This window comes from Nocardia sp. XZ_19_369, assembly GCF_015355715.1.
Classification (GTDB): Bacteria; Actinomycetota; Actinomycetes; order Mycobacteriales; family Mycobacteriaceae; genus Nocardia.
The window spans coordinates 375,031-401,821 of sequence record NZ_JACVED010000010.1 but is presented as its reverse complement, the minus strand read 5'-3'; the positions used below and the strand labels follow the sequence as shown (position 1 = coordinate 401,821).

Genomic DNA, 26,791 nt, shown 5'->3' with positions numbered 1-26,791 from the left:
ACCACCGCCGACGGCGGCAACGCCGACTCGGACGCATGACACCGGTCGAATTTGAGACAATCAATCAGCCCGCACTCGCGGCCTGAACCACCACACCCCGCGAGTCAACCGAACTCGGGGCAGTCCCCACCGACGAGCAACGACCGATGCCGGAGGTCCTCAAACAAATCCTGAAGAAGCTAGGACGCTCATGACTGACCTACAGAAGTGGGAACAGCAACTCAAGCAGGAACTCGCCGAGATCCGCCGCAGCGCAGAGCAACTCAGGAAATCCGCAGCCTCGGTCACCGGGCGCGGCGAAGTCCGTGGCATCATCATCGAAGTCAGCCCCAACGGCGACATCACCAACTTGCAGATCGCGCCAGCGGTGATGCGTTGGTCTAGCGCACAATTAACCAGCGCACTGCTCGACTGCGACCGCCGTGCAAGAGCCGATGCCGCGGCAAGCACCGAAGAGATCATCCGAACAGCCGACCCGCGCCTCCGCGGCCAGCTTCAAGAACTATTGGGCAAGCCCGAGACCGCACCTCGACACCCGATGACCGAAGTCGAGATCCGGGCCGCCGATGACGCATACTTCCAGCGCATGAATCAGGGATGGAGCACCGAACGCTAACTGAACCACCGGGATCGGGGAACACCCTTTGGCCAGGACCTCGCTCGCCAGTAGGAGCTTGCGGGTAACGCAAACTGGGCAAGACCACTATGTGCGGGCGCTCTCAAGTATCCGCAGTTCGTCATCGATCGGAATGGTTGTCGGTGGGAGGGTCGTTATCAGCAGCTCCTCCCGCAAGAGGGTCGAGGCGGCGGTGCGCGGTTGACTGAACCGCCGTTTGGAACTCCTCAGCATCACCAGGGTGTCGTTGGCCACCGCCGAGGGACCACCACGTTGCCAGTCGTGGGACCACCGGCAGCGGCGCAGAAGTGGAACGGGTTATCGCGCTGCTGATTGGCGGATGTCGCGTTCCCGAACGGACGATATGCGGCATGAGCGGACGCTACGCGGTGACCTTCGTCCGCGCCTCGGCGATCCGCTGCTTCAGCTCGGACTCATTTCCTCCAGCAACCGTCGCGAACCTCTCGCCCGCTACGTACACGAAAAAGGTGGGTACGGCTGTGGCCTGCTCCTGCGCGGCCAGATCGCCCAGGCGGTCCACATCGACTTCACCGCACGCCACATCCCCATTCTCGCGGGAGATGCCTTCGTATTTTGGGCGGATGGCGTTGCTGGGAGCACTCCACTCCGCGTGGAAGTGGACGACCACGATCTGTTTGCTTGCCTGGAAGGCGTAGTACTCCGCTTCGGTCCTGATCGAAGAGACGGCCATGGCAAACTCCCTGCTAGATGCTGTCGTGGTTGGTCAAGCTAAGGCTATGGGGCACAACGGTTCTCGTGGGAGCATTTCGGCAAGTGACCGCACATCGGCATTACCGGTTGTTGGGCTGCTGACGCCATGATCGGTCCGCATAGCGGATCTGGCACCTGTTCTCTCAGTGGATGACCTGCTGTCGGTGGTCCCACGACTGGCAACGTGGTGGTCCCACAGCGGTGGCAAACGACACCAGGGCCTGCGTCGCGTAGACGACGGAGCCCCCGACAAGGACGAGCGCACAGAACGCTGGCCCGAATACCCAAATGCTCAGCGGCTTAGAGCCTTTCAGTAAGAAGGCAAGCGCCGTCCCAGCGACAACAAGCGTGTTTGAGCTCAAAACTGCCCAGGCACGTGTCGAGACCGCAGCTCGTTGGGCATCTTCTCGTGCGAGGTGCCAGTGGACCGTCTCAAGGCTCAGTCCACGTCGGTTGCCGTTGCGACCCCCGATCTATATCTCGATGTCGCCCAGAGGCATCGACATTCTGAGCACTTCATGACCCAGCGAAAACGATCTTGGGTTGGAACCTAAAGGAGTGCACGCCGTCCGGATTTTTCGGAGGTGTAATGCGATTTTCGGGGTCAAGGGCGCCAGTACTCGGGTGCACGCAATCACGGTCTACCGAAGGGCGGCCCTTATGTCCCGGACACGGCACCAGCTCTTACACGCAGCCAACTACCCACGGGTCCCGGCGGTGGGCAATAATCCCCCCGCCACGCGGCGTGGGTGTCGTGTGCGACGGATAGGCCGCTAGTCGGTGCGTCGCCTGTGCAGATCCCGGGCTGCGTACCCAACGGGTCCCACGGCATGTACTGGGTACGCACCGGGCCGCGCGAAGACCGACTGCTCAGGGGCGACTTGACGATTCCGGTCGTAGGGAGGGTTGATCGTGCCGCGTCCGGATCCGAACCTGCCGATCAGACGGGAATGCGGTTGTGACGGCCGGGCCCGACAACGAGGGCGGCGTGGCAGATGACCTGGCCGGCAAGCGGTGGCGCACTCGGGAGGAAGCGGGGGAATACCTCGGTGTTCACCCTCGCACCCTCGCGAACTGGGCCGCAAAGGGCCACGGCCCCCGCTACTCGAAGCCATCCGGCAAGTCGTGCATGTATCGGCTCGCGGATCTGGACGCCTACCTCGAGGCGCACATGGTGCACACCGGGGAGCAGCCAGAAGCAGCGTGACCAGCCCGCGACGAAAGGGACCGGAAATGCCAAGGCCAGTAACCGAACTCGGCAGTTACGGTGACATTGGTACCAAAGAGCAGAAGAACGGGAAGTGGAGAGCGTGGGCCACCTTCCGTGACTACGACGGCAAGGGCCGTCTAGTCGAGGCGTACGGGCTGACGCAGAGCAAGGCGAAGACGGAGTTACGCAAGAAGCTCACGGCACGCCAGAAGCAGTACAAGGGCCGCGCGCGCGGCAAGATCAGCCGGAATACGCGACTCGCGCTCCTGATGGATATGTGGCTCGACGAGGTGAAACGAGACGAAGGTATCGGTCAGCAATCCTATGACCGATACAAGGGGGAGATCGACGCGAGCCAAGACAAGCGGGCTAAGAAGGATGCGGTCAAGCTGCGCCCGGCTCTAGGAAATCTTTGTGTGTGGGAAGCGGATACAGGCCGACTCGATGAACACATCCAGTCGATCGCTGCTGCTGGACTGAAGTCGAAGGCACGGCTGCACAAGGTCATTCTGACCGGCGTCATGGGAGTCGCCGTCCGATACGGGGTCCTGACCGAGAACCCGGTACGTGACACCTCCCGTATGCGCAGACGCAAGACCAAGCCCCCGACCATCGAACGGGACCGCTTGGACGGCTTGCGTGCTCAGCTTCGGGAGTGGCTGGCGGGGAACGAGCTTTCGGGAACACCCGCGTACACCCACGGCCCGAAACGGGATCGGCTCGTGCTCGACGTAGCCGATCTGGTCCTCGGCTCCGGTGTGCGCCCGGGAGAAGCACTTGCGGCATCCTGGGATCAGTTCGACCTGGAGGCGGAACCGGCGGTGTTCACCGTGTCGGCGACCGTCGTCAGGCTCAAGGGGAAGGGGTTGTTCCGGCAGGAGTGGCCCAAATCCGATGCCGGGCACCGTATTGTCGCGCTCCCCGAGTTCACGATCCAGATGTTGAAGCGGTTGCGGGACGACCCGACACACGGGCGGATGTGCGAGGTGAAGACACTGCGCGAGGTGAACGGCGGCGTGGTGGAGGTGGAAGCCAAGGTGCCGCTTGTCTTTCCGGGGCGCGGCGGAGTGCTTCGCGATCCGCACAACTTCAACCGAACATGGCGGGACGCGCGGGGCACGCTGTACAAGGATGTGACTCAGTACACGTTCCGGAAGGCAGTCGCGACGCTGATCGCCGAGGCGTCGGATTCGAAGACGGCGGCGAAGCAGCTGGGGCACTCCCGTGAAGACATCACCGAGCGGCGCTACATCGCGTCGCCCGAACAGGCACCCGACTCATCGTTGGTGCTGGAGCTGGGTTTCGGCGCGGCCACCAGCTGACGAACGGTTCGGTGCTGAATTCTTGGTGTTTTTTTGGAAATGACACGTTGTGGCGGGTGGAACGAAGAAGGCCCCTGACCGTATTACCTGGTCAGAGGCTTTTTGTTGTGCGCCATCAGGGACTTCGACCCTTTTTCTCTACCTACAGCCTGACTGTAGGTGTTCATGCGCAATAGATTAGGCCTCGGTTCGGTGCCTGGTCAAGGGCCGTAACCAGGCAATATCTGAGAAGGCGACCACTTGATCCCAGTCCAGACTTGGTACCCGATAGGGACTTTTCGTGCACGGAACGCTCGATATGCCTGCGTGTATAACGAGCACATACCCGCTGGTGGCGGGGGTGGTGCGCAGAACGGGCGGTCCACAATCGGTCCACAAACGGACGGATCTGTTTCGCCTCTGGGCGCGTGCGCCGATCGCGGCTACGACAGCGTCCAGCAGCGACCTTCGAGGACAGTGACTTCGATCAACACTGCGCCGACGCGCCCTTTCTGGAACCAGGGGTCGAGTCCGCGGTGCCATCGCAGGGCGATCTCGTAGACGTCGTCGATGAGGTGTGCGTGGCCGGCTATCGAGATCGACGTGGTAGGTGAGGTGTGGGAGATGTTGACCGCGGCGCGGGTGGTGATGTTGGCGATGGCTCGTGAGCGCATGGGTGCGAACAAGTGCAGGACGCCGTCGAAGTCGTCGGCTCGTAGGGCCATGGGGCGGCTGACCAATTGATACCGATCGTCGATGGTTGTCAGCATCACTGTGTGGAGAGTTCGCAGTACTTCGTGCAGCTTGCGTACGTTTTCCTTGACCATCCAGCAGCTCCGTTAGATCGAGGTTTCCGGGACGGGTGTCAGGGGGTGCTGAGAAATCTACTATCACGTAAGGGTAGACTTGGCGGCAGGTTTGCCTGGTCGGTATGGCCGAGTGCCGCCGCCCCACACACTGCCCACCGCTATCCGAACGGACTGAATGACTGTCATGCCCCAATCCGCCGATCGGGCCACCCGGGAGCGCACGCTGCAGAATTTTGACTCGCTCGCTGCGTACAACGCCGCGTATCCCGATGCCGCGCTGCCCGCTGCGGCGGATGACCGTAATGCCTTGCATCACTACGATGTTGGCGGTGCTGGTGTCGCGGACGACCTCGTCGAGCCCGGCTCGGTGCTGCGCATCGACTTTCTGCCGGGTGGCGCCCCGGCGCCGGGTGAGATCGATCTTTCGGGCACGGTCGTCGCGACTCGATTGGCTGGTGACGCGGTAGTGGTGCTTGCCGAGGGGGTGTCCTTGCGGGCGTCGTGGCAAACGATCCGCGCGCAGTGGCCCGCGACGTTGTCGGGTGTCCGGTCCGCGTTGGCGGATGCCCGGCTTTACACCGGAAAACCTTGAACCAGAAAGTGTTTCGTTCGGACGATGGCGTCGCCGAGTATCGGGAGCCGAGGCGTGCCGATCGCCGACTGTCCTCATATCGGACCTGCGAATCCACTCTGACGTGACAGTAGCTTCTGTGCGGAAACCCTGAACCGGAGAAGTCTTTGACAAACATGCTGACCTCGGATGAAGAACACGAGCGCCGGTATCTGGCCGAGACGGTGCGCCTGCTGACCAAGGAACTGGCGGATCTGACCGGCTCCATCGACCGGTCCGCCAGGACTATCCAGGAACAGAAGGAGCAGATCTGGGAGCAGTGGCGCGACATGGACCATGCCGAAAAGGCAGGCGCCCGTACCGATGTGAATCTGGCGGTGGCGCTGGGCGAGCGGGCGGTATTGACCCGGGAGCGCGTCAAACGGCTGCTGCAGACTCCTTACTTCGGGCGGGTCGACTTCCGCACCAGAGGTGAGGCGGGGGCCCGTGCCTACTACATCGGTGTGCACACGTTCATGGACCCCGCCACGCTGCGGATCCTGGTGCACGACTGGCGAGCTCCGGTGTCGAGCCTGTTCTACGACTTCGAGTCGGGGGAGGCGTTCTTCGAGGCTCCCCAGGGCACCACTTACGGCGAGATCACGGCCAAGCGCCAGTACAAGATCGCCGATGGGCGTCTGGAGTACATGTTCGACAGCGCGCTGAACATCGGTGACGACGTGTTGCAGCGGGAGTTGAGCCGGTCCGCGGACAAGAAGATGACGAACATCGTCGCCACGATCCAACGTGAACAGAATGCGGTGATTCGCAACGAGACCGCGCAGGTGCTGATCCTGCAGGGGGTGGCGGGCTCGGGAAAGACGTCGATCGCCCTGCACCGAGTCGCGTTCCTGCTCTACCGGTTCAAGGACACGCTGTCCTCCGACAATGTCATGATCCTTTCCCCGAACAAGGTTTTCGGTGACTACATCGCCAGCGTGCTGCCCGAGCTGGGTGAGGAGCAGGTCGCCGAGATCGACTTCGACAAGATCGCCGGCAAGTTCCTGGCGAAGGTCACTGAATACGAGACCTTCGCCGAGCAGGTCATCAAGCTGCTCGACAACGTCGATGACGCGGCCACCGAGCGCATGCGCTACAAGTCCGCCCCTGAGTTCGTCACCGAACTCGATGCGTGGATCGCCTCGTGCGCGCGGGAATGGGTGCCTGCCGAGATCGAGCAGAAGCACAAACGACTCTCCGCCGACTGGGTGGCCGACGCGTTCGCCGAGTCGCCGAATCTTCCGATCTTCACCCGTATCGACCGGGTGGTCGGCCTCGCGGTCAACCGGCTCAAACACGGTGTCGTAGATCGTGGCGGGAAGTGGGGGGCTGCCGACACCGTCGGCGTGCGCAAGCAGGTCCGTGCCATGTTCCCTTACAAGGACGCATTCACTCTGTACAAGGCGTTCTATGCCGATCCTGCCCGTCGCGGTTTGTTCAAGCCGCTCAGCCGCAAGAAGATCGAGTACGCCGACGTGTTCCCGCTCGTCTACATCATGATCAAAACGGGTCGGCCGGAGAGCTACAGCCACATTCGTCATCTCCTGGTCGATGAGATGCAGGACTACACGCCCGTCCAATACGCCGTTCTGCGGGAACTCTTTTCGTGCAAGATGACGATTCTGGGGGATTCCAACCAGTCGGTCAATCCGTTCAGCTCCTCGTCGGTGTCGGCGATCCACCGCATCTTCCCCGAGGCCGACTGTCTGGAGTTGTGCAAGAGCTACCGCTCCACGACCGAGATCACCGAGTTCGCTCAGCGCATTTCCCGCAATGACAAGCTCATCCCCATTGCGCGCCATGGACTGCCGCCTCGGCTCATCGCCTGCGCGGATCCGTGGGACCAGCAGGCGCGGATCCTGACCCTGATCGCACGGCACCGAGACAGCGAATACCGCTCGCTCGGCATCGTCTGTAAGACCGTCGCACAGGCGAAAACGCTGTTCAGTGCTCTGGCTCAGGTGGGGGTCGAGCTGACTTTCCTGGACTACGACAGCACCGCGTTCGCCGGCGGCATCGTCATCACCTCAGCGCACATCGCCAAAGGGCTGGAGTTCGACGTCGTGATCGTTCCGCACTCGGACGACACGAGCTACGCCACCGAGATGGACAGGTGCATGCTCTACATCGCCTGTACTCGGGCTATGCACGAGCTTTACCTCACCCATGAGGGGACGGCATCGTGGTTTTTGGAATTCGCCAAGAGTCCCATGGGACATGCCAGTTCACCGTCGATGGCGTAGTTGCTCACCCACAGTCCGCCAGGCTGCTCGTCGCTGGAGTATCGACGTGCGCCGCTACCGCGTCGTGGTCGACGCGGTCTGAGCGCTGCGAGTCGTCAGCAGTTCGGTGAGTTCCTCGGCGTAGGCGAGGTTGCGGCGCAGCGTCGCGGAACTCTCTTCGGCTTTCACCCGGCATTGGTCCAAGATGTCGAGTGCATGTCGACGCTGCTGCGCGGTGGCGGAGCTGTTCTCGATGGTGTCGAGGGATTCGAGCAGGTCCTTCATTTCGGCGAGAGTGAACCCGAGGGGCTTCATTCGCCGGATCACCAGCAGCCGTTGTATATCGGCCTCGGTGTAGAGCCGGAATCCGCCCGCCGAGCGCTCCGACGGGGTTACCAAGCCGACATCGTGGTAGTGGCGGACTGTGCGCACCGACAGTTCGGTGCGCAATGCGACCTCGCCGATCTGCAGATGTCCGCTCTGCTCGTCATCCACTGGGTCAACCTCCACAACGCGGGCTGCTGGACATCAGTGACCACGGCAGCAGCGTGATATATCGACGTATTGTTCGAGAAGAATCCACCTTAGCCTCCGAATCACGCTGAGCTGACCTGCCGACACCCGGCACGGCATCGATGGGCCGGCGGTTCAACGGGTTGTCTCGGTGTAGCGGCGAAGGGGCGCGAGTGCGCCGACGGCGTCGGACAAGCGGGTAGGCCGTTCGTGGGTGATCGCCGTCCACGCCGCGCGCAGCGATACCTCGTCGGCCAGCACGTAGATCGGGGCCTGCCTCCGATGCGTGGCAACGACCGTGCCGAGCCGGTCGAGCTCGTCGGGCTCCGGTGCGCCGCCCGGCAGGAAATCTATTGTGAGTGACGCCCCCGGCTCGATGAGGTCGTCTACTAGGCCGGTCCCTGCGGCGTCGTAGCCGCGCATCCGTTCGCGTTCTCCCACGTCGGCGGGAGCGTGGCCCGTGGGTGTGTGGAGTTGTAGGTGCCCAACGATTCGAAAGCTGGAACCGGTGACTTCGCTGGCTCATCGAAGCGGGACACGGAATCTCCCCTGTGGTGATCCGACCGGACGTAGGTGGCGCTCATGTGTCTACTCTAACGTAAGGGTAGATTGATGCTGGGTCCGTATCGTCGCGGAACAGTTCACTAGGTGGTGATCCCTGTCTCATATGAGCGGTCGGCCCTGTAAGGCGTTGCGGTGGCGCGCGTACCGTCGAAGGTTGTCGCGGGTGGAAGCTATCGGATCGGACATCGCTCCAGGTTCGAGCTTTTGTCCGCAGGCGGCCCAGTAAGCCCCGGTCCCGGTCACGCGGACGGATGGTGCAAGGGGCGACGCCCTCCCGGCGGGCGGTTTCCAGCCGAGGATCACGTGGACATCTCGTCCGGTCTCCCTGAGACCCATCGCCGCCGCGGCGATGGGGACAGATCGCGCGCCAACTCGGCGCCTACGAAAAGGACTGGGACAATTGTCGAATTCCGCTGCGCAATCGATCTTTTCGCGTTCTCGGTGGTCCCCGGCCCGGATATCTCGGGCTTGGGGGACACATCGGCCGACATCCGGCGGTCGGCGACAGCATGGTACGGCCGGGGTTGTTGCGGCGGCCGCACTAGCACTGGCCGCGACCGCGCCGGGTCAAACCGCCGCGGTGTCGGTCTTCGTCGATCCGATCATTGCCGACCTCGGCGTTTCCCGGTCGGCGGTCTCCACCGCGTACCTCATCGGGTCGCTGGCAGGTGCCGTGGCGATGCCGTTTGTCGGACGGGTGATAGACCGATACGGTCCGCGCGCGGTCATGGTGGCTGTGGCGGCATCCTTCGGCGCGATGCTGCTGGCCGCGACGTTGGCGACCGAAATCATCGGCCTGACGGCGGCTTTCGTCGGAATCCGAGTCGGTGGGCAAGGTGCGCTCACCTTGGTCGCGACCACCGCGGTCGCCGTCTACGTCCACCAGCGACGCGGGCTCGCAGTCGGTGCGGCTTCGGCATTGGGCACCGCGGGGATCTCGCTCGCCCCCGTTCTGCTCGAACGCCTGGTCTCGGACTGGGGTTGGCGTCAGGTCTGGATCGCTGAAGGCATCGCCGTCTGGATCCTGGTCATTCCGGCTGCCCTGATGCTGCTCCCGCGCTGGCGCGCCGGGACGGCTCGCGTCGAGGGCGCGGCCGGACGCCAGGTCGAGGTGGAGCCCAGCACCGCCGATCGCACGCTGGGCCAGGCGGCCCGTACCGGGTTGTTCTGGGTGATCACCGGAGGGGTGAGTGTCTGTGCCATGGTCACCACCGGGCTGATGTTCCACCAGCAATCACTGCTGGGCGAGCGCGGTTTGACGACCACTCAAGCCGCGGCGATCTTTCTCCCGCAGACCGTCGCAGGTCTGATCGCTACGTTCGGGTTGGGGTGGTTGGCCGACCGGGTGTCGGACCGGCTGCTGGTCGCCGTCACCATGGGCGTGCTCGCCGCGGCCACCGCCGGAGCCGGTTGGGTCGCGCCGGGACCGTCGGCGGTGCTCTACGGTCTGGCGATCGGCGCGGCAGGCAACGGGATCCGTACTCTCGAGGCGGTAGCGTTCTCGCGCAGCTTCGGCGTCCGGCATCTGGGGACGATTCGGGGAGTAGTGCATTCGGTGTCCGTCGGCGCCTCCGCGTTCGGGCCGCTGCTACTGGCCGTCGGCCGCGAACACGCCTCCAGCTACCGCCCGATTCTGCTCGCCTTCACCGCGCTTCCGGTTGCGGTTGCGATCGCCGCTGCGCTGGTCCGGGAACCGCCGCCGGTCGCAGCCGTGCCACCCGCCCCGGATTCCCCGGAGATGCCGACCGGAGAGCTTGCCGCTCAGGCGGGGCCGGGCACGCCGGAGTAAATACACGCCAGGCGTGGCACCTTGTCTGCTGTGTCAGGCCCCGTCCGGGAAAAATGCGGACTCGCCGGACTTGTCAGTCGCCGATCGGGATGTCGGGCAGGAAAGTCCACAGGTCGCGGATGTGCCAATAGGTTTTATCGGGCAGGCTCTGCAACAGCTCGAGCATCTCTCCCGGAATCTGCTCCTGGGTCGCGGCGCTGATGATCATCTGTTTGGTCATCGCGCCGGTGAAGGTATGTCCGAGTGCGTCGATGACGGCCATTCTGGTGATGGAGTGCGAGGTGTCGGTCACGAAGACGACTCTACCCTCCCGTAAGGGTAGTGTTTGGTGTGGGGTCGGAGTGCCCATTCCGCCGCCGAGCCGCCCGGAAACCTCACTCCGTGGCTGCGACGAGCGGCTCGAGGTGCAGGTTCGGATTGTCGCGTTCGATGGCGTCGAGGCGCCATTTGTCGGTGAACAGTGCCAGTAGGGCGCCGTCGGTGCGGGTGAGTACCTCGACCGAACGTTGGGCCTGCAGGAACTCGGCGTCGGCTGGTCGGGTGCGGCGGGCGAGGGTGTATTTGAGGTGTTCGAGTTCGATCGGGGCGTGGAGTTCGGCGGCCATGCGGTGGCTGGTGACTTCGAACTGCATGGGGCCGACCGCGGCCAGTACCGGCGCCTGATCGCCGCGCAGGTCCGAGCGCAGTACTTGGATGACCCCCTCTTGTTCCAGTTGGGTGATGCCGCGGCGGAACTGCTTGTGTTTGCCGGCATCGGCGGCGCGGGCGACGGCGAAGTGTTCGGGGGCGAAGTTGGGGATCGGCGGATACTGCACCGGCTCTTCGCAATAGAGGGTGTCGCCGACGCGCAGCGCGGTGGCGTTGACCAGGCCGATCACATCGCCGGGGTAGGCGGTGTCCATGGTGGTGCGTTGCTGGCCGAACACCGATTGCGCGTATTTGGTGGTGAACGGTTTGCCGGTAGCTGCATGGGTGACAACGTCTCCACGGTGGAACGAGCCCGAGCACACGCGGGCGAAGGCGAGGCGGTCGCGGTGGGCGGCGTCCATCCCTGCCTGCACCCTGAACACGAACGCGCTGAAGGGTCCGTCCACGGGGCGGCGGTTGCCGGCCAGGTCGATTTGCGCGCTCGGTGCCGGGGCGCGATGCACCAGCACGTCGAGCAATTGGCTGACACCGAAATTGAGTACGGCCGAGGTGAACAGGACCGGCGTGGTCGCGCACGCGAGGAATGAATCGCGATCGTAGTCGGCGCCGTCGGCGGACAGCAGTGCGCACTCTTCGACCGCCGTCGTCCAGTGGTCGCCTTCGAGAAGGGATGCGCGGTCGGCGGAGAGGTACTCCTCGGGTGCGATCGTCGCACCGCCCGCGGTGCGGGTGAAGCGGATGAATCCGCCGGTGGCACGGTCCAGTACGCCTTTGAAGGCGCCGGCGTAGCCGACGGGCCAGGTCAACGGGGTGGGCTGCACGCCGATGCGGAGTTCGATCTCATCCATCAGTTCGAGCGCGTCGCGACCGGGACGGTCCCACTTGTTGATCACGGTGATGATCGGGATCCGGCGGTGTCGGCAGACCTGAAACAGCTTGAGCGTCTGCGGTTCCAGGCCCTTGGCCGCGTCGATGAGCATGACCGCGCAGTCGACCGCTGTCAGCACCCGGTAGGTGTCCTCGGAAAAATCCGCGTGACCCGGGGTGTCGAGCAGATTGATCACGCAGTCGGTGCCGTCGGGCGAGCGGTAGGCGAACTGCAACGCGGTTGAGGTGATCGAGATGCCGCGGGCCTTCTCCATCTCCATCCAGTCCGACACCGTGGACCGGCGCCCGGACTTGCCGTGGATCGCCCCCGCCTCGGCAATCACCTTCGCGTGCAGCACCAGCGCCTCGGTCAGCGTGGATTTGCCCGCGTCGGGATGGCTGATCACGGCGAAGGTCCGCCGCCGCCGCGCCTCGGCGAGGATCGGTGTCGTGGTCGACTCGGCTGTTTCGTGATCGGCCGTCGAGGCCATCGGCACTCCTCTGGATGCGCGGCAAGTGAGGGGTGGCGGCCCGCGCCGCAGGGGACGAGGGGTCCGCAGAGCGGGCCGCCGACCTGACCCTACACTACCCTTACGTGACAGTAGAGTTGTATCGAACCGGTCCGATCACGCACGGCCGGACCACCCGCCACAACTAGGAAGAGAGTGCTGATGGCCAAGGAGAATGTGCGCAAATTGCACGCAGTACTGCGCGAGCTGGACACGGTCATGCTGACCACGATCGACAGTAGGTATCAGTTGGTGAGCCGTCCCATGGCGGTCCGGGTCGACCAACTCGACGGTCTGCTCCGGTTTTTCGCACCGACGGACTCGCGGGTGATCGCGAACATCATCGCCCGAGCATCGGTCAACGTGTCCTACGCGTCCGCCTCGGCGTCGGTGTCGGTGGCGGGACTGGCGAACTTCACCAAGGATCCGCATCGGATCGCCCGCTACTGGCACAGCGGCCTGGATCCGTGGATTCCCGGTGGTCGCGCCGCGGCCGCGCTGATCGAGGTGACGATTTTCGAGGGACGATGCTGGACATCGACTGAATCACAGCGCATCCCAGCACAATTGGCGATGTAGGTGAACGAGCTGGGGTCAAATCATCTAGGTGCGGGCATCGCGCACGGTGAGCAGCTCGGTGAACTCCTCGGCGTAGGCGAGCTGGCGACGCAGCCGCTCGCAGCGCTGCTGTGCGTTGTCCCGGCACTCGATGACCACCTCGACGGCTTCCGCGCGGCGCTGCACCGCGGCGGTGTCGTCATCGAGGACTTCGAGGGAGTCGAGCAGGGCCTTCATCTCCTCGAGGGTGAACCCCAGGGGCTTCATTCGCCGGATCACCAGCAGTCGTGCGACATCGGCGTCGGTGTAGAGGCGGAAACCACCCGCGCTGCGTTCCGAGGGTTGCACCAAGCCGACCTCGTCGTAGTGCCGGATCGTCTTGATCGACAACTCGGTGCGGTCGGCGACCTGGCCGATTTGCAGATGGGCGCGGGTGGTTTCGGTGGTCATCTCAGTGTGCTCCGGCGAGGTATCCGCTGAGCCGGACGTGGCGCTCCTCGGAGGCTTCGTTGAGCCCGACAATTTCCACGTTCTTGCCCTTGGACTCGTACTTGGTGGTGATCGCATCCAGGGTAGCCACGGTAGAAGCGTCCCAGATGTGGGCCTCGGACATGTCGATGATGACGTTCTCCGGATCGTCGACGTAATCGAACTGGTAGACCAGGTCGTTGCTGGAGGCGAAGAACAGCTCACCACGGACCCGGTAGACGCGGGTGTCGATCGCGCCGTCGGCGTCGGTGTCGGCCTCGGCCACCTTGACCACCTCGGTGAAGTGCGCGACCCGTTGTGCGAACAGCACCATTGCGGTGAGCACACCGGCGATCACGCCGTAGGCGAGGTTGTGCGTGGCCACCGTGATCACCACGGTGACCAGCATGACGGTGGTTTCGCTCTTGGGCATGCGGCGCAACGTCTTCGGGGCGATGGAGTGCCAGTCCATGGTGCCGACCGACACCATGATCATCACCGCGACCAGTGCTGCCATCGGGATCAGCGCCACGACATCGCCGAGTCCGACCACCAGGATCAGCAGGAATACCCCGGCCAGGAAGGTGGATATCCGGGTCCGTGCGCCGGAGGCTTTCACGTTGATCATGGTCTGGCCGATCATCGCGCAACCGCCCATGCCGCCGAAGAATCCGGTGACGACGTTGGCGACGCCTTGTCCCCAGCCTTCGCGGGTCTTGTCGGAGTGGCTGTCGGTGATGTCGTCGACAAGCTTCGCCGTCATCAGCGATTCGAGCAGCCCGACCAGGGCCATCGCCAGCGCATAGGGCGCGATGATTTTCAGTGTTTCCAGATCGAACGGCACATGCGGGATGAGCAGGGACGGCAGACTCGACGGCAACTCGCCCTCATCGCCCACGTTGGGCACATGCAGAGCAAACACCACCGTCGCAACGGTCAACAAGACGATCGCGACCAGCGGGGCCGGGACGACATTGCTGAGTTTCGGCAGGAACACCATGAGCGCCAGGCCGATCGCGACCATCGGATACACCAGCCACGACACCCCCAGCAGATGCGGCACCTGCGCCAGGAAGATCAGAATCGCCAACGCGTTGACGAACCCGACCATCACGCTGCGCGGAATGAACCGCATCAGCTTCGCCACCCCGACCACACTCAGGACTATCTGGATCACTCCGGCCAGAATCACTGCGGCGATCAGGTAATCGAGCCCGTGCTCTTTCGCCAACGGGGCGATCACCAACGCGATCGCGCCGGTCGCGGCGCTGATCATGGCGCGCCGCCCGCCGGTGAACGCGATCGTCACCGCCATGGTGAACGACGCGAACAACCCCACCCGCGGGTCCACACCGGCGATGATGGAGAACGAAATCGCCTCCGGAATCAACGCCAGCGCCACCACCAGACCGGCAAGCACCTCGGTCCGCAGCAGCTTCGGGCTACGCAATGCGGCGAGTACCGACCCTTCGGTACTTCGTTTTACGGACACAGGGGTCCCCATCGGCACTCCAATCATCGGACGCGCCCGCACTGCGCCGGGCTGCGGCGGAGCGGGCGGTGGGTAAAAGATCGTGGATGTGAGCGGCCGACGACGCGGCGACGATGATGCTGGTCATCACCGGCCACGCTGCCTGGTGAGGACCTTCAGCTAACGCTCAGCGATGAGAACTCTACCCTCTGGTACGGGTAGAGTTGCAAGTCCAGGGGGCTGGACGTGTCCCACGTCTCATTGCCGAATCGGTTGTCCGGACCAATCGCGGCGCGCCGAACAGGGCTGTAGGCACGTCGCGATCGGCCGGCTCGATCGAAGGAGAGAAGGCGATCGCGGTGGTGGCGCACCACCGCGTATCGCCTGCTCGCCGCGCGACCGTCGATCAGTGCGCTGCGGCGAGGTGTCCGCTGAGTCGCTCGCGCCGTTCCTCGGATGCATCATTGAGGCCGATGATCTGAACGGTCTTGCCCTTGGACTCGTACTTGCTGGTGATCGCGTCCAAGGTGGCCACGGTGGAGGCGTCCCAGATGTGGGCCTCGGACATATCGATGATCACGTGCTCGGGATCGTTGGTGTAGTCGAACTGGTAGACCAAGTCGTTGCTGGAGGCGAAGAACAGTTCCCCGCGTACCCGGTAGACGCGGGTGTCGATAGCGCCGTCGCGGTCGGTGTCGGCTTGACCTGCCGGGATCACCTCGGTGAAGTGCGCGACGCGGTGGGCGAACAGCACCATCGCAGTCAGCACGCCTGCGATCACTCCGTAGGCGAGATCGTTCGTGGCGACGGTGACCGCGACCGTAACCACCATGACAGTCGTCTCAGCGATCGGCATGCGCCGCAACGTCTTCGGGGAAATCGAATGCCAGTCCATGGTGCCTACCGACACCATGATCATCACCGCGACCAACGCGGCCATCGGAATCAAAGCGACAACATCGCCGAGCCCCACGACAAGGACCAGTAGGAATACTCCCGCCAGGAACGTGGAGATCCGGGTGCGGGCGCCGGAGGCCTTCACGTTGATCATGGTTTGGCCGATCATCGCGCAGCCACCCATGCCGCCGAAGAATCCGGTGACGATGTTCGCCACGCCTTGTCCCCACCCTTCCCGGGTCTTGTCGGAGTGACTGTCGGTGATGTCATCGACCAACTTGGCGGTCATCAGCGATTCCAGCAGTCCGACCGACGCCACCGCCAACGCATACGGGGCGATGGTCGCCAGAGTGTGCAGACTGAACGGAACGTGGGGGATCAGCAGAGTCGGCAGACTCGACGGCAGCGCACCTTCGTCTCCGACGTTGGGCACATTCAGGGCAAACGCGACAGTCGCAGCGGTTAGCAGGACGATCGCGACCAACGGTGCGGGGACCACGGTGGTGAGCTTGGGTAGGAGCACTATGACCAGCAAGCCGACCACGACCATCGGGTAGACCAGCCACGGCACGCCGAGCAGGTGCGGCAGCTGTGCGGTGAAGATCAGGATGGCCAGGGCGTTGACAAAGCCGACCATCACACTGCGCGGGATGAATCGCATCAGCCTGGCCACCCCGAGCACGCTCAACGCGACCTGAATGACTCCGGCCAGAATCACCGTCGCGATCAAGTAGTCGAGCCCGTACTCGCGCGCCACCGGCGCGACGACCAACGCGACCGACCCCGTCGCCGCAGAGATCATCGCGCGACGGCCGCCGGTGAACGCGATGGTGACCGCCATGGTGAACGAGGCGAACAGGCCGACTCGCGGGTCTACACCGGCGATGATCGAGAACGAGATTGCCTCCGGGATCAACGCCAACGCCACCACTAGACCCGCCAGGATCTCGGTCCGGAGCAGCTTCGGCGTTCTCAGTGCACGGAGTACCGACCCTTCGGCATTTTTCGCGATAGGTACTGGTGTCCCCATCGGTCTCTCCAATCATCGGTCCTTCGCACGCTGTCGGGCTGCGACAGCGTGTGAAGGATTTCAATCAGGGGATGCGAGCGACCGGCGACGCGGCGAGATCGAGGCTGGATATCACCGGCTACGTTGCCAGGTGACGGACTTCAGCTAACGCTCAGCGATAGAAACTCTTCTCGCACGTAGGGGAAGTTGCAACCCCGGCAAGCGAGTATGTGTCTCAGATCTCACCTGCACGCCGAGTGTCCGGCGGTTCACGCTTTGGGGTGATGAAGTACCGAAAGGGTTTGTCGCAGAACGGCTTTGAGGCCAAAGGTGTGGGTGCAGTGTTGGGTCGGGAAAGGGCATACCGGACTTTGTCGTCGGCTGCTCCGCTGGGACGAGGATTGCTGTGCGAGAAGGCCGTTCTGTCGAGCCTGACCCATGCCGGTGCGGACGGTTGGCATGTATCGGTTTCACCCGTGCGTATGTAGTAGGTATCTGGCGCCGGTGGACTTATCTACGTGCTGCTTGTCGGCCGGGCTGCGGCTCGGATGGGCTTTGCTGTTACGCGCAGGGTGTCGAATACGTGGTCCAGGTGGTATCGCAATACCGCAATGGCTTCCTCTTCGGTGCGCTGGCCGACCATGATGCTGGTGCCGAGGCCGTTGGTCATGGTGACCAGGCGGGTTGCTTCGACGGAGGCGTCGACGCCGGATGCCAGTTCGCCTGCGGAGTCGGCGCGCGCCAGGGTAGTGGCGAGCCGCTGTTCGAGTCGGTCGACACCGCTGATGAAGGGTTGTTCGGCGAGTCGCGGATCGGTCATGGCGAGAATCGCGTAGGAGGTGCCGAGCAGATGAAAGACGCGGCTGGGCTCGTCAGTGGGGAGTGCTTCGAACAGGAACGCTTCCACGATCGCGCGGGGGGATGGAGCGGGTAATTCCGCCAGACGTTGTGCCCAGCGTTGGTGGCTCTGCTGTTCGAGGTGTTGCAAGGCGCCGATCAGCAGCTCCTCCTTGTTCTGAAAGTAGTACTGCACCAAGCGGAGTGAGACGTTCGCTGCTGCAGCGACCGACCTCATGGTGACCGCGTGCAGCCCCTCGCGGCTCGCTACCTGGACCAGGGCGTCGGCGATCTGGGCGCGTCTGGCTGTGTGGTCGGGGGTTCTGGGCACGGCCGTTCCTTCCACTCGTCTTGCGCGCCGATCTATGATACAAACGTATACTATACAGATGTATCACAATCGGAGGTAGTTATGGCACAGCGCGGCGTCCGAGATGGCATCGCGATCGAAAAGCGCAGCGCTGCGGCGAGAATCGTGCTGGCCGTGGCGTGTGCCGCGCAGTTCATGGTGGTGCTCGATATCTCGGTGGTAAACGTGGCACTGCCCTCGATTCGAGATGCACTGGGATTCGATGAGACCGGCCAGCAGTGGGTGGTCAACGCATACGCCCTCACTTTTGCAGGATTTCTACTGCTCGGCGGTCGGCTGGCCGACCTCTATGGGCGCCGGCGAGTGTTCGTCTGGGGGCTGGTGTTGTTCGCGGGTGCGAGTCTGGCAGGCGGACTGGCCAATTCCCCGATTCTGCTGGTGGCAGCGCGAGCGGTGCAAGGCCTGGGGGCGGCGGTGCTGGCACCCGCGACCTTGACCATCCTCACCGCCACGTTCCCCCAGGGGCCCGCCCGCACCCGGGCGTTGGCGACCTGGACGGCGGTCGGCATCGCGGGCGGGACGGCGGGCAACCTCGTCGGGGGAGTGCTGACGGAATATCTGTCGTGGCGGTCGACGCTGCTGATCAACGTTCCGATCGGGATCGCCGCAGTGGTGCTGACCATCCGCTACATCGCTGTCGATCGCCCGGCGGTGGAACGGCCGCCGCTGGACGTCATGGGAGCGGTGCTGGCCACCGGCGGACTGGGGGTCCTGGCGTTCGGCGTCGCCGAGGCCGCCACCTCCGGGTGGTCGGCACCGACGACGGTCACGGGTGTCGTACTGGGCCTGGCCCTGCTGGTTGCCTTCGTGGTGGTCGAGGCGCGGTGGGCGGCATTGCCGCTTATTCCGCTGCGACTGTTCGCGATTCGTTCGGTGTCGATGGGCAATGTGACGATGCTGCTGGCCGGAGCGTGTCTGAACCCGATGTGGTTCTTCCTCACGTTGTCGATGCAGAACGTGCTCGGGTACAGCCCGTTGCAGACCGGCCTGGCGTTCCTCCCGCACACCGTCGTGGCGATCCTGATCGGCGTCCGCGCGACACCATGGCTGATGCGCCGGGTGGACGGCCGCGTCTTGATCGCTGTGGGCTCGCTGCTGGCCGCGGCCGGATTCTGGTGGCAAGCCCAGCTCAGCCCAGCCAGTGATTACGTCACCGGAATTCTCGGTCCGGCAGTCATTTTCAGTATCGGCAGTGGTCTGCTCAATACTCCGATCACCACTGCGGTCACCTCTGGCGTGGCTACCGAGGACGCTGGTGCGGCGTCGGGCCTGATGAACACGACAAAACAGGTCGGGGGTGCGCTCGGCTTGGCCGCGCTGGTCACCTTCGCGACTCCGCACGGCACGGTGCCGACGGTTCTGGTCGAGGCATACAACCGAGCCTTCTATGCCATCGCCGCGATCATGGTTGTGGTCGCGGTCAGTGCGATCGCTTTGCCTGCCGGGCGCGACCGGGATTGATCGCCCGCGTGGCCCACCGGGTAAAGCATTCTCCTCGGCCTAGACCGCTCTTCGAATCGTCTTCGAAAGCCTCGGGCGATGGTCGTCAGGTGGAACCTCGAGCGCTGTTTACAGCACCATCCATCCGTCGCACCACGGTCGACGGCGGCCACACCCAGATCCTCCGGTCGATGGAGCCGCTGGACGACTATTCGGACACCGTCGTCCATAGGTTCGCCGCCGGTTGTCGCGCGCACCCGGACAGGCCGCTTCTGCAGGTACCGGTGGGGTCGTCGTGGCGTTGCTTCACATGGTCGGAGATCGGCCGGATGGTCGACCAGGTCGCACAGCGACTCTTGGACGAGGGCATTACCGGTTCGGTGGTCATCTTGTCCGGGCCCAGCCTCGGCCATCTCGTTCTCAGTTTGGCGGCCCAGTCGGTCGGCCTGCCCGTGGTGCCGATCAGCCCGGCCTACTCGCTGAAAGCTTCTTCGCCGCAACGTCTCCTGGCGATGACGTCCATGGTGCAGCCCGAAGTGGTTTTCGCCGAATCCGCGGGATATCTACCCGCAGTGCGCGCCGTCGCAGCCCGAATTGTCTTGAGCGCCGAACCGGTCGAGGGGATGACGGTGCTCTCGGGGTTCACGGCAAAAGCGACGACCGCGGTAGATGACGCGAGGCAACGGGTATCCGGTCAGACGGTGGCGAAGATCATGTTCACATCCGGTTCCACCGGCATGCCCAAAGGAGTTGTCAACACACATTCGATGTTGGCGGCCAATCAGCAGCAGCTGCGCCAGATCTGGCCTTTCATCGCCGACGAGCCGCCCGTTCTGCTCGACTGGCTCCCCTGGAGTCACACCTTCGGCGGGAACCACAATCTGAACCTCGTCTTGACCAACGGTGGCACCTATTGGCTCGATGATGGTACGCCGGACCGTATCGATCGGACTGTTGCCAACCTGAACGTGGCTCGGCCGAACATGTATTTCAATGTGCCCCTGGGGTATTCACGTTTGGTCGGCTGTTTGGAGCGGGACTCCTCAGCAGCGCATCGATTCTTCGGCTCCGTCAGGATGGTGTGTTGTGCCGCTGCGGCGATGGAGCAGAGCGTGTGGAACCGGCTCCGGACATTGGCCGAAAGCTTCGATTCGCCGACCGTTCTCACGTCGTCCTGGGGACTGACCGAGACCAGCCCCGCATGCACCTCGGCTCACTTCGAGTCCGGCAATCCCAGAAATATCGGCGTCCCGCTCCCCGGCGTCGAAGTTGCCCTCCGTAAGTCTGGCGGCGTCGGCAAGACCGAGCTCTATGTACGTGGTCCTAATGTCGCCACGCGCTACCTGACCGTCGACGGGGAGCGGTCAGCGGTGGATGACGAGGGCTGGCTGCGCACCGGGGACGCCGCGACCCTGGTCGAATCCGAAAACCCCAACGGGGGATTGAGTTTCGACGGCCGGCTTGCCGAGGACTTCAAATTGTCCTCAGGAACGTTTGTCAATACAGCGCTGGTTCGCTCGCGTCTGCTCGAAGCCGGCGCCGGAGTAATCCGCCACGTCGTTTTGTGCGGCCATGATACGGAGTTGGTGTCGGCGATCGTGTGGCTCGAAACTGATTGTCCGCCAAGCGATGCCGTCCGGTCCGAGCTCTCCGAAATTCTGGCAGCGGTTGCGGTCGGCGCGGGAAGCTCCCAGCGGGTCGCACGGGTTGTGGTAGCAACTACGCCACCGGATTTGGGCGCGGGCGAGATCACCGACAAGGGTTACATCAATGGCGCCGGTGTCCGCGCTCGACGCCCGGATCTGGTGGAGTTGGTGCTGCGGGGTGAAGATCCGCAGATCGTTCATGCCCCCTGAGCGGTTGTGCCAGGCGATGGGTAGTCGGGATCGTCTGTGCCGCTGAGGATCTGCATGTGCAGGCGCTGAAACGACTGTGACGGGTCGATGCCGAGCTCATCGCGCAAACGCCGGTTCAGGTCGGCGTACACTTCCAGCGCTTCGACACGTCGGCCGGCTCGAGCGAGAGCATCCATGAGCCGATAGGAAAACCATTCGCGCAGTGGGTATCTCGTACACAGCTCATGGAGTTCGACAATGGCCTCGCCGTACCGGGACAGCCGCATCTGCGCTTCGATGGCAAGTTGCTGCGCGGCCATGATCTCCTCCCCGATCCGGACCGCGCCGCCGTGCAGTACCTGCCCCGGATTGACGTCCATCAACGGGTCACCGTGTACCAGGCTCAGCGCACGCCGAGTGAGTGAGACGGTGATGTCCGGTGACTCATAGAGGTGCGCCCTGGCTTTGTTGGCCAGGGCGCGAAAGTGGTCGAGGTCGATATCGATGACCTGCGCACATAGTACGTAGCCCTGCGATTCGGTCCTCAATATCTCCCCGCCACGCTGATCACCTTCGAGGCTGTCGATAGCCTGCCTCAGTTGGTAGACGTAGGTCTGCATGGTGGTCGTGGCACTACGGGGCGGGTGATCGGCCCACAGTTCCGCGATCAGGGTTTCGTGGGTGACCACGGACCCTGGCCGGAGGGCCAGCACAGCTAATACTTGGCGTACTTTGGGGGATAGTGCCGCGTCCACTTTTCCCACCCCCAGCCGGACCGGGCCCAACAGTCTAACGGCGAGTCCGACCGGCTCGACCGTCAATCCTCCCTCGAGCAGCTTCACCATAACCTCCAGAATGACCTGGAACCCCTGTAATCGGCGCTGATTCGGAATCCCCTCCAATGACATTCAGACTGGCCGGATTGATGCCGCTCCCGCAACCCGAGCCAACAGTGACGGCCACTTGGAGACACCTGAATCGCTTCCGGGCGGAAACAGTGCGACATAGGTGCAACTTTGTGGCAACTTTATGACCACTTGTGGACAAGACCTTTACCTGCCGTTTATGCTCCCTTCGGTATGGAGACCCAAACGACCTTCGGCAGCCCGGTGGTCGGGGACGTCTATCGGTACATCCGTGACGAGCGCAGGGTGCCGACGACCACGATTCCGATGTCGGTCGAGCACCGAGCGGAGGATGTCGAAAAGGCGTTGGCGTTCTTGCGTTTTCATCGTTTGATAGACGACTCCCGCGATACGGCCGGCACTGTCAGGCCGACCAGCCCGCTGTTGGCGCTCGGACGGCTGGTGCTGCTGGGCTTGATGGATGAGGTTTCCGATGTCCGGTTGCCCAGTCTGCTTGGTTCGGAGCCGATCACGCACGTGATCCAACATGCGGTGCTGCAGTCGGTCACTCAGCACGTCGCGGTCAGCGTGGACAGCTTCACCCTTTTGACGGAAGCGGCAGTGACGATGGCCGAGCGCAACGTGACGATATTCCACGCCCGGCCCTTGCTGGGTTCCAGTCAGGCGGTGCGAACGATCGTCGAATACGCTCAGCTGAAAGGGTTTCCAGTCGCCAGCGTGTGGTCCCGCTCGTATGTCGCCGCGCGGGAGAACGAGGAACTTCAACGGTGGCTGCGGGAACACCAGGTGCCGATGGTGGTGCATCCGACCTCGGACATGCGCGGCATCGTGATCGATGACGGCCGCCTCGGCGTCCTGCACCGTGATCTCGATGGCGTGATGGTGCGCACCGATTGCGAGAGCGCCGTCTCGGAGACCGCGTGGACACGCCCGGCATCTCGCCGCCTACGGGTGCTGCGAGGTATGACCGACGGAAGCACGGACGAGGAGCTCGCCGCGCGACTGAACGTGAGCGTCAAGACGATTCGCCGAGACGTCACCCGAGTGCGGGAACTGTTGGCTGCGCCGACCCGGATGCACCTCATCGCCACAGCTCGTTTGCTACATCTGGTCTGACCTCGATCGAGTTTCGACGACCTCTCGAACCCGGTGTCGGGTACTGGTGGAGTGAATGCGATCTCAGGCAACGCAGCACCGTTGGTCACCATCGTCGATCGGGCCGTGGCCCAGGGAGCGGGCGACCGTCCCGCTGTCTGGACCGATGACGGGCCCGTCAGCTATCGGCAACTGTTGCGAATGATAGGGACGGCGGCATGGCGACTGCAGGCGCTGGGGCTGCGGCGCGAGGACCGTGTTCTGGTGGAGCTGGACGATTCGGTGGAGTTGGTGGCGGCGTTCCTGGGTGCCATTCGGATCGGCGCGGTTCCGGTGCTACTGAATCCGTGGGCCGACCTTGCCGAGTACGCCCTCGAACACAGCCGCGCACGTGCCTGGGTGACCGATCGCTGCGACGCGTCGGCAGATTGCGAAGTCCTCACCGGCGAAGAGCTGGTGGCGTCACCGCCCGAGGATCTCGGGACGCCGGTCGACCCGATCGAGATGGATGGCGAAGATGTTGCCTTCTGGCTCTACAGCTCGGGTTCTACCGGCCGACCCAAGGCCGTGGTTCACCTGCATCGTGACGTAGCCGGTAGCTGCGAGGGCTATGCGGGCGAGGTGCTCGGCGTGCGGGCCGACGATGTGTTCTTCTCCACCGCGAAGCTGTTCCACGCGTATGGCCTTGGTGGGGGGCTGCTGTTCCCGCTGTGGCACGGCGCATCAATGGTCTATCTACGGGGCAAGCCAGGCCCTGAAGGTATCGCCCGCACCATCGACAGATTCCGTCCGACGGTCTTGTTCTCGGTTCCCGCGCTGTATCACGCCGTGCTACGACACACGAACGGTGACTGCGACTTCGGCTCCCTGCGGCTGTGCGTCTCGGCCGCGGAACCGTTGACCGCCTCGGTCTGGGAACAGTGGCGTGACGAGTTCGGCCTGGAGATTCTCGACGGCATCGGATCGACGGAGATGCTGCATATCTACTGCAGCAATCGGCCGGGCGACGTCGTCGCCGGTTCAGCAGGTCGCCCTGTGCCTGGTTACCAAGTCGAACTGCGGCCACACCCGGGCGCTCCGGAGCGGTCGGGCGAATTGTGGGTGCGCGGCCCCAGCACCTTCGACCGCTACTGGAAGAACCCGGAGGCTACCCGGGAGTCGTTCTGCGGGAATTGGTTTCGCACCGGCGACTGTGTACGGCTCGAGGACGGCCGCTACTGGTATCTGGGTCGGCTCGATGACCTGATGAAGATCGGTGGGCTGTGGGTCTCGGCGCACGTGATCGAGTCCGGGCTGATGAGCCATCCCGACGTCAGTGAGGTAGCGGTTGTGGCGTCGAGTGCGGGCGCGATGAACAGGATCAAGGCATTCGCGGTCCCGGCCCGCCCGCTGACCGGCAGCGAACGAGCCGGACTGATCGCAGAGCTGCGCCGGTGGTGTGCCGAACGGCTGCGGGCGGAGCAAGTTCCGCATTTGTTCGAGTTGGTCGAGTCGTTGCCGAAGACTCCCGGCGGGAAGATCCAGCGATTCGCGCTTCGTGATCGCGAAACCACTACGACGGCGCGGTGATCCGAGTTACGTGGATGGACCGGATCCGGTCCTCGACCATTGTCAGGGAGAACCGGAATTCGCCGGTGGTGTCCGCAGCGCCGTTGACGCCGCGCTGGGACTGATGGGCAACCACCAGCGTGGCCGACCCGATCGGGTGAATCACGATGTCGGACAGGTCGAAAGCATCGTTGCGTACGGTGCCACTGCGATACTTGTCGAGCCATTGGTCCTTGGTCCGCAGCCATCCCATCGGGCCGATACCGACGAAGTCCTCGGCCAGCAGGTGGCCGAGTTTGGCCGTGTCGCCGGCCAGCTCGGCGCTGCGCCACCGCTCGATCAGTTCGAGCACCAGCTGATGGTCAGCGATGTTGGTCGACGAGGTCATTCGGATACTCCCTTTCGTCGTCGGACGGAGCGGCGAAATCGCCTGCCTCGCTGCTGAGCAGGAAATCTGTGATGGTCTCGAGGTGGTCGGTGAGGGTGATGTCGCGGTCGAGGTAGGGGACGATCCGGCGCACGCGGTCGTAGAGCGGCCTGGTCCACGAGCTCAACCCGTCGGCGCCCCGGATGTCGGCGGCCTGACAGGCGCACAGCAGCTCGAACGCGATGACATAGGCGGTGTTGCGCAGAATTTCTCGGGCGCGGCGAGCACCCACGAAGCCGAAGGACACGATGTCCTGGAAGTCGGCGGTCGTGGTCAGCGATTGGATCGAGATGGGAACGGTGAGGGCGCGCGTCTCGGCGGTCACCGATGCGGTCATGAACTGCCCACCCATGAGGCCGAGCCGGAGGCCGGGGTTCTCCCGGCAGAGAAACGGCGGCAGGCCGTTGCTGTTGGACTGGTCGAGGAACCGGTCCACGCGACGGTTCGCCAGATTCGTGACCGTGGTCAGGGCGATGCTCAGATGGTCCATCGCCATGGCGATGTACTGGCCGTGGAAATGCCCGTTGTGGAAGGCCTCGCCGACATCGGGCAGCACGATCGGGTTGTCGCTGGTCGAGTTGAGCTCATTTTCGATGGTTGTTGCGATCCAATCCAGACTGTCTATTACGGGCCCGAGGATCTGCGGCGTGCACCGAATGGAGTAGGCGTCTTCGATCGCCATCTTGTCCGCGCCTGCGCTGTCGGTCGAACGGCCGTCGCGCCGGGCGGCGAGGATGGCTTCGATATTGCGTTCGGCGCGGGCCAGGCCCGAGTCATGCAGACCGCGGTAGATGAGATCGGCGGCGCGCGCTTGCCCCCGGTGCGGTTTGACCGCATGCACTTGCGGGTGGAAAGGATCTACGATGCCTGCCAAGCCCTCGATCGACAGCGCGGAAACCACATGGTAGAGCTCGATCAATCGCCTGGCCGACTGGTAGGTCAGCAGCGCGATTCCTACCATGCCGGCGGTGCCGTTGATCATCGCCAGGCCCTCTTTGTAACTGAGCTGCGCCGGGCTGATCCCGGCCCGGCGCAGAGCTTCGCCGCCGTCGAGGATCTCACCCCGGTACCGGGCCTTCCACTGCCCGATGCTGACCATCGCGATATAAGCCAGCGGGCCGAGGTCGCCGCTGGTGCCCAGCGATCCCTTCTCGGGGATGCAGGGCAGCACGTCGGCGTTGATCAGGTCGAGGTAGATCTGCAGATTCTCGGGCTGAATCGCTGAATTGCCCAGCGACAGCGACACCACTCGGGCGATCATGATGGCGCGAGTGGTGTCCTCGTCGAGGTAGGCGCCGACGTTGGTGGCGACAGCCCTGATGAGGTTCTCCTGCAGTTGCTGTGCGTCCTCGGCAGGCACGAAGCGGTCGGCGAACCCGCCGACGCTAGTGGTCACGCCATAGATGATGCGGCCATCGGAGACGAACTTGTCGAGCAGTGCGCGGGACTCGGCCACCCGGCGCCAGGAGTTTTCGTCGATGTCTATCGGTCGTCTATCGCAGGCGGCCTCGGCCACCTGACCTAAGGTGACGCGTTCATCCAGTCGGATGGTCAATCCCATGGTTCGAGCCTTTCTTCGA

General features: G+C 63.8%; 24 protein-coding genes. 11 read left to right on the top strand and 13 right to left on the bottom strand.

What is annotated here, in order from left to right; all coding sequences use genetic code 11:
• The first annotated feature begins 190 nt into the window (after positions 1-190).
• Positions 191-616, top strand: a complete 426-nt coding sequence (locus IBX18_RS34735) for a hypothetical protein (RefSeq protein ID WP_194837672.1) — start codon at positions 191-193, stop codon at positions 614-616.
• Positions 617-998: 382 nt separating this feature from the next.
• Here IBX18_RS34735 and IBX18_RS34730 read toward each other — a convergent pair whose 3' ends face one another.
• Entirely contained in the window at positions 999-1,328 is a 330-nt protein-coding gene (locus tag IBX18_RS34730) for a thioredoxin family protein (protein ID WP_194837671.1), read from the bottom strand.
• Positions 1,329-2,336: 1,008 nt separating this feature from the next.
• Between IBX18_RS34730 and IBX18_RS34725 the strand changes: the two genes are divergently transcribed.
• Positions 2,337-2,555: a helix-turn-helix domain-containing protein gene (locus tag IBX18_RS34725; protein WP_306796542.1), complete on the top strand. Its 219-nt coding sequence runs from the start codon at positions 2,337-2,339 to the stop codon at positions 2,553-2,555.
• Positions 2,552-3,880 (top strand): tyrosine-type recombinase/integrase, encoded by a 1,329-nt coding sequence (locus IBX18_RS43265; RefSeq protein WP_194837670.1) that lies wholly within the window; start codon positions 2,552-2,554, stop codon positions 3,878-3,880. Before IBX18_RS34725 ends, IBX18_RS43265 begins: the two co-directional genes overlap by 4 nt.
• A gap of 422 nt (positions 3,881-4,302) precedes the next feature.
• Here the strand turns inward: IBX18_RS43265 and IBX18_RS34715 are convergent, their stop codons facing one another.
• Positions 4,303-4,686 carry a pyridoxamine 5'-phosphate oxidase family protein gene (locus IBX18_RS34715; RefSeq protein WP_194837669.1) on the bottom strand — a complete coding sequence of 128 codons (384 nt, stop codon included), beginning with the start codon at positions 4,684-4,686 and terminating at the stop codon, positions 4,303-4,305.
• A 157-nt stretch (positions 4,687-4,843) separates the two neighbouring features.
• Here IBX18_RS34715 and IBX18_RS34710 point away from each other — a divergent pair, with 157 nt between their 5' ends.
• Positions 4,844-5,260 carry a hypothetical protein gene (locus IBX18_RS34710; protein ID WP_228542206.1) on the top strand — a complete coding sequence of 139 codons (417 nt, stop codon included), beginning with the start codon at positions 4,844-4,846 and terminating at the stop codon, positions 5,258-5,260.
• Positions 5,261-5,415: 155 nt separating this feature from the next.
• The gene (locus IBX18_RS34705; protein WP_228542281.1) at positions 5,416-7,521 is read left to right on the top strand and encodes a UvrD-helicase domain-containing protein; all 2,106 of its coding nucleotides are present in this window, start codon (positions 5,416-5,418) and stop codon (positions 7,519-7,521) included.
• Between the two features lie 54 nt (positions 7,522-7,575).
• On the opposite strand, the gene IBX18_RS34700 is transcribed toward IBX18_RS34705, so the two are convergent.
• Together IBX18_RS34700 and IBX18_RS34695 are read right to left on the bottom strand one after the other, a co-directional pair.
• Positions 7,576-7,995: a MerR family transcriptional regulator gene (locus tag IBX18_RS34700; protein ID WP_194837666.1), complete on the bottom strand. Its 420-nt coding sequence runs from the start codon at positions 7,993-7,995 to the stop codon at positions 7,576-7,578.
• A gap of 153 nt (positions 7,996-8,148) precedes the next feature.
• Entirely contained in the window at positions 8,149-8,454 is a 306-nt protein-coding gene (locus IBX18_RS34695; protein WP_228542205.1) for a hypothetical protein, read from the bottom strand.
• A gap of 580 nt (positions 8,455-9,034) precedes the next feature.
• On the opposite strand from IBX18_RS34695, the gene IBX18_RS34690 reads away from it, so the two are divergent.
• Complete coding sequence (locus IBX18_RS34690; RefSeq protein WP_373889251.1) at positions 9,035-10,366, top strand: MFS transporter; 1,332 nt, start codon at positions 9,035-9,037, stop codon at positions 10,364-10,366.
• A gap of 73 nt (positions 10,367-10,439) precedes the next feature.
• Here the strand turns inward: IBX18_RS34690 and IBX18_RS34685 are convergent, their stop codons facing one another.
• The gene (locus tag IBX18_RS34685; protein WP_194837664.1) at positions 10,440-10,658 is read right to left on the bottom strand and encodes a DUF2795 domain-containing protein; all 219 of its coding nucleotides are present in this window, start codon (positions 10,656-10,658) and stop codon (positions 10,440-10,442) included.
• Between the two features lie 82 nt (positions 10,659-10,740).
• A complete protein-coding gene (locus tag IBX18_RS34680; RefSeq protein WP_194837663.1) occupies positions 10,741-12,372 on the bottom strand; it encodes a peptide chain release factor 3 in 1,632 nt (543 codons plus the stop codon).
• Between the two features lie 180 nt (positions 12,373-12,552).
• Between IBX18_RS34680 and IBX18_RS34675 the strand changes: the two genes are divergently transcribed.
• The gene (locus IBX18_RS34675) at positions 12,553-12,969 is read left to right on the top strand and encodes a pyridoxamine 5'-phosphate oxidase family protein (protein ID WP_194837662.1); all 417 of its coding nucleotides are present in this window, start codon (positions 12,553-12,555) and stop codon (positions 12,967-12,969) included.
• 24 nt (positions 12,970-12,993) lie between these two features.
• Here the strand turns inward: IBX18_RS34675 and IBX18_RS34670 are convergent, their stop codons facing one another.
• The 4 genes from IBX18_RS34670 to IBX18_RS34655 form a co-directional block, all read right to left on the bottom strand.
• Complete coding sequence (locus IBX18_RS34670) at positions 12,994-13,398, bottom strand: MerR family transcriptional regulator (protein ID WP_194837661.1); 405 nt, start codon at positions 13,396-13,398, stop codon at positions 12,994-12,996.
• A 1-nt stretch (position 13,399) separates the two neighbouring features.
• Positions 13,400-14,908 carry a SulP family inorganic anion transporter gene (locus tag IBX18_RS34665; protein ID WP_373889249.1) on the bottom strand — a complete coding sequence of 503 codons (1,509 nt, stop codon included), beginning with the start codon at positions 14,906-14,908 and terminating at the stop codon, positions 13,400-13,402.
• Positions 14,909-15,293: 385 nt separating this feature from the next.
• Positions 15,294-16,814: a SulP family inorganic anion transporter gene (locus IBX18_RS34660; protein WP_194837659.1), complete on the bottom strand. Its 1,521-nt coding sequence runs from the start codon at positions 16,812-16,814 to the stop codon at positions 15,294-15,296.
• A gap of 493 nt (positions 16,815-17,307) precedes the next feature.
• Positions 17,308-17,961, bottom strand: a complete 654-nt coding sequence (locus IBX18_RS34655; RefSeq protein ID WP_194837658.1) for a TetR/AcrR family transcriptional regulator — start codon at positions 17,959-17,961, stop codon at positions 17,308-17,310.
• 81 nt (positions 17,962-18,042) lie between these two features.
• Here IBX18_RS34655 and IBX18_RS34650 point away from each other — a divergent pair, with 81 nt between their 5' ends.
• Together IBX18_RS34650 and IBX18_RS34645 are read left to right on the top strand one after the other, a co-directional pair.
• Entirely contained in the window at positions 18,043-19,461 is a 1,419-nt protein-coding gene (locus IBX18_RS34650) for an MFS transporter (RefSeq protein WP_194837657.1), read from the top strand.
• Between the two features lie 89 nt (positions 19,462-19,550).
• Positions 19,551-21,296 (top strand): AMP-binding protein, encoded by a 1,746-nt coding sequence (locus IBX18_RS34645; RefSeq protein WP_194837656.1) that lies wholly within the window; start codon positions 19,551-19,553, stop codon positions 21,294-21,296.
• On the opposite strand, the gene IBX18_RS34640 is transcribed toward IBX18_RS34645, so the two are convergent.
• On the bottom strand, positions 21,284-22,120 hold the full coding sequence (locus IBX18_RS34640) for an AfsR/SARP family transcriptional regulator (protein WP_228542203.1): 837 nt from the start codon (positions 22,118-22,120) through the stop codon (positions 21,284-21,286). The genes IBX18_RS34645 and IBX18_RS34640 overlap by 13 nt on opposite strands.
• 234 nt (positions 22,121-22,354) lie before the next feature.
• Here IBX18_RS34640 and IBX18_RS34635 point away from each other — a divergent pair, with 234 nt between their 5' ends.
• Together IBX18_RS34635 and IBX18_RS34630 are read left to right on the top strand one after the other, a co-directional pair.
• Positions 22,355-23,257 (top strand): LuxR C-terminal-related transcriptional regulator, encoded by a 903-nt coding sequence (locus IBX18_RS34635; RefSeq protein WP_194837655.1) that lies wholly within the window; start codon positions 22,355-22,357, stop codon positions 23,255-23,257.
• A gap of 51 nt (positions 23,258-23,308) precedes the next feature.
• Positions 23,309-24,805 carry a benzoate-CoA ligase family protein gene (locus tag IBX18_RS34630; protein ID WP_306796541.1) on the top strand — a complete coding sequence of 499 codons (1,497 nt, stop codon included), beginning with the start codon at positions 23,309-23,311 and terminating at the stop codon, positions 24,803-24,805.
• Here IBX18_RS34630 and IBX18_RS34625 read toward each other — a convergent pair.
• Both IBX18_RS34625 and IBX18_RS34620 read right to left on the bottom strand, forming a co-directional pair.
• Positions 24,789-25,172, bottom strand: coding sequence for a nuclear transport factor 2 family protein (locus IBX18_RS34625; RefSeq protein WP_228542202.1), 384 nt, complete (start codon positions 25,170-25,172; stop codon positions 24,789-24,791). The two genes, IBX18_RS34630 and IBX18_RS34625, sit on opposite strands and share 17 nt — an antisense overlap.
• Positions 25,147-26,772: a phenylalanine aminomutase (D-beta-phenylalanine forming) gene (locus tag IBX18_RS34620; RefSeq protein WP_194837654.1), complete on the bottom strand. Its 1,626-nt coding sequence runs from the start codon at positions 26,770-26,772 to the stop codon at positions 25,147-25,149. The genes IBX18_RS34625 and IBX18_RS34620 overlap by 26 nt, the downstream gene beginning before the upstream one ends.
• Positions 26,773-26,791 lie beyond the last annotated feature (19 nt).

Bases quoted from the DNA above. Each gene is read 5' to 3' on its own strand.
- IBX18_RS34735 (WP_194837672.1), top strand. From the start codon at position 191: ATGACTGACCTACAGAAGTGGGAACAGCAACTCAAGCAGGAACTCGCC.
- IBX18_RS34730 (WP_194837671.1), bottom strand. From the start codon at position 1,328: ATGGCCGTCTCTTCGATCAGGACCGAAGCGGAGTACTACGCCTTCCAG.
- IBX18_RS34715 (WP_194837669.1), bottom strand. From the start codon at position 4,686: ATGGTCAAGGAAAACGTACGCAAGCTGCACGAAGTACTGCGAACTCTC.
- IBX18_RS34710 (WP_228542206.1), top strand. From the start codon at position 4,844: ATGACTGTCATGCCCCAATCCGCCGATCGGGCCACCCGGGAGCGCACG.
- IBX18_RS34705 (WP_228542281.1), top strand. From the start codon at position 5,416: ATGCTGACCTCGGATGAAGAACACGAGCGCCGGTATCTGGCCGAGACG.
- IBX18_RS34680 (WP_194837663.1), bottom strand. From the start codon at position 12,372: ATGGCCTCGACGGCCGATCACGAAACAGCCGAGTCGACCACGACACCG.
- IBX18_RS34675 (WP_194837662.1), top strand. From the start codon at position 12,553: ATGGCCAAGGAGAATGTGCGCAAATTGCACGCAGTACTGCGCGAGCTG.
- IBX18_RS34670 (WP_194837661.1), bottom strand. From the start codon at position 13,398: ATGACCACCGAAACCACCCGCGCCCATCTGCAAATCGGCCAGGTCGCC.
- IBX18_RS34660 (WP_194837659.1), bottom strand. From the start codon at position 16,814: ATGGGGACACCAGTACCTATCGCGAAAAATGCCGAAGGGTCGGTACTC.
- IBX18_RS34650 (WP_194837657.1), top strand. From the start codon at position 18,043: ATGGCACAGCGCGGCGTCCGAGATGGCATCGCGATCGAAAAGCGCAGC.
- IBX18_RS34640 (WP_228542203.1), bottom strand. From the start codon at position 22,120: ATGGTGAAGCTGCTCGAGGGAGGATTGACGGTCGAGCCGGTCGGACTC.
- IBX18_RS34635 (WP_194837655.1), top strand. From the start codon at position 22,355: ATGGAGACCCAAACGACCTTCGGCAGCCCGGTGGTCGGGGACGTCTAT.
- IBX18_RS34625 (WP_228542202.1), bottom strand. From the start codon at position 25,172: ATGACCTCGTCGACCAACATCGCTGACCATCAGCTGGTGCTCGAACTG.
- IBX18_RS34620 (WP_194837654.1), bottom strand. From the start codon at position 26,772: ATGGGATTGACCATCCGACTGGATGAACGCGTCACCTTAGGTCAGGTG.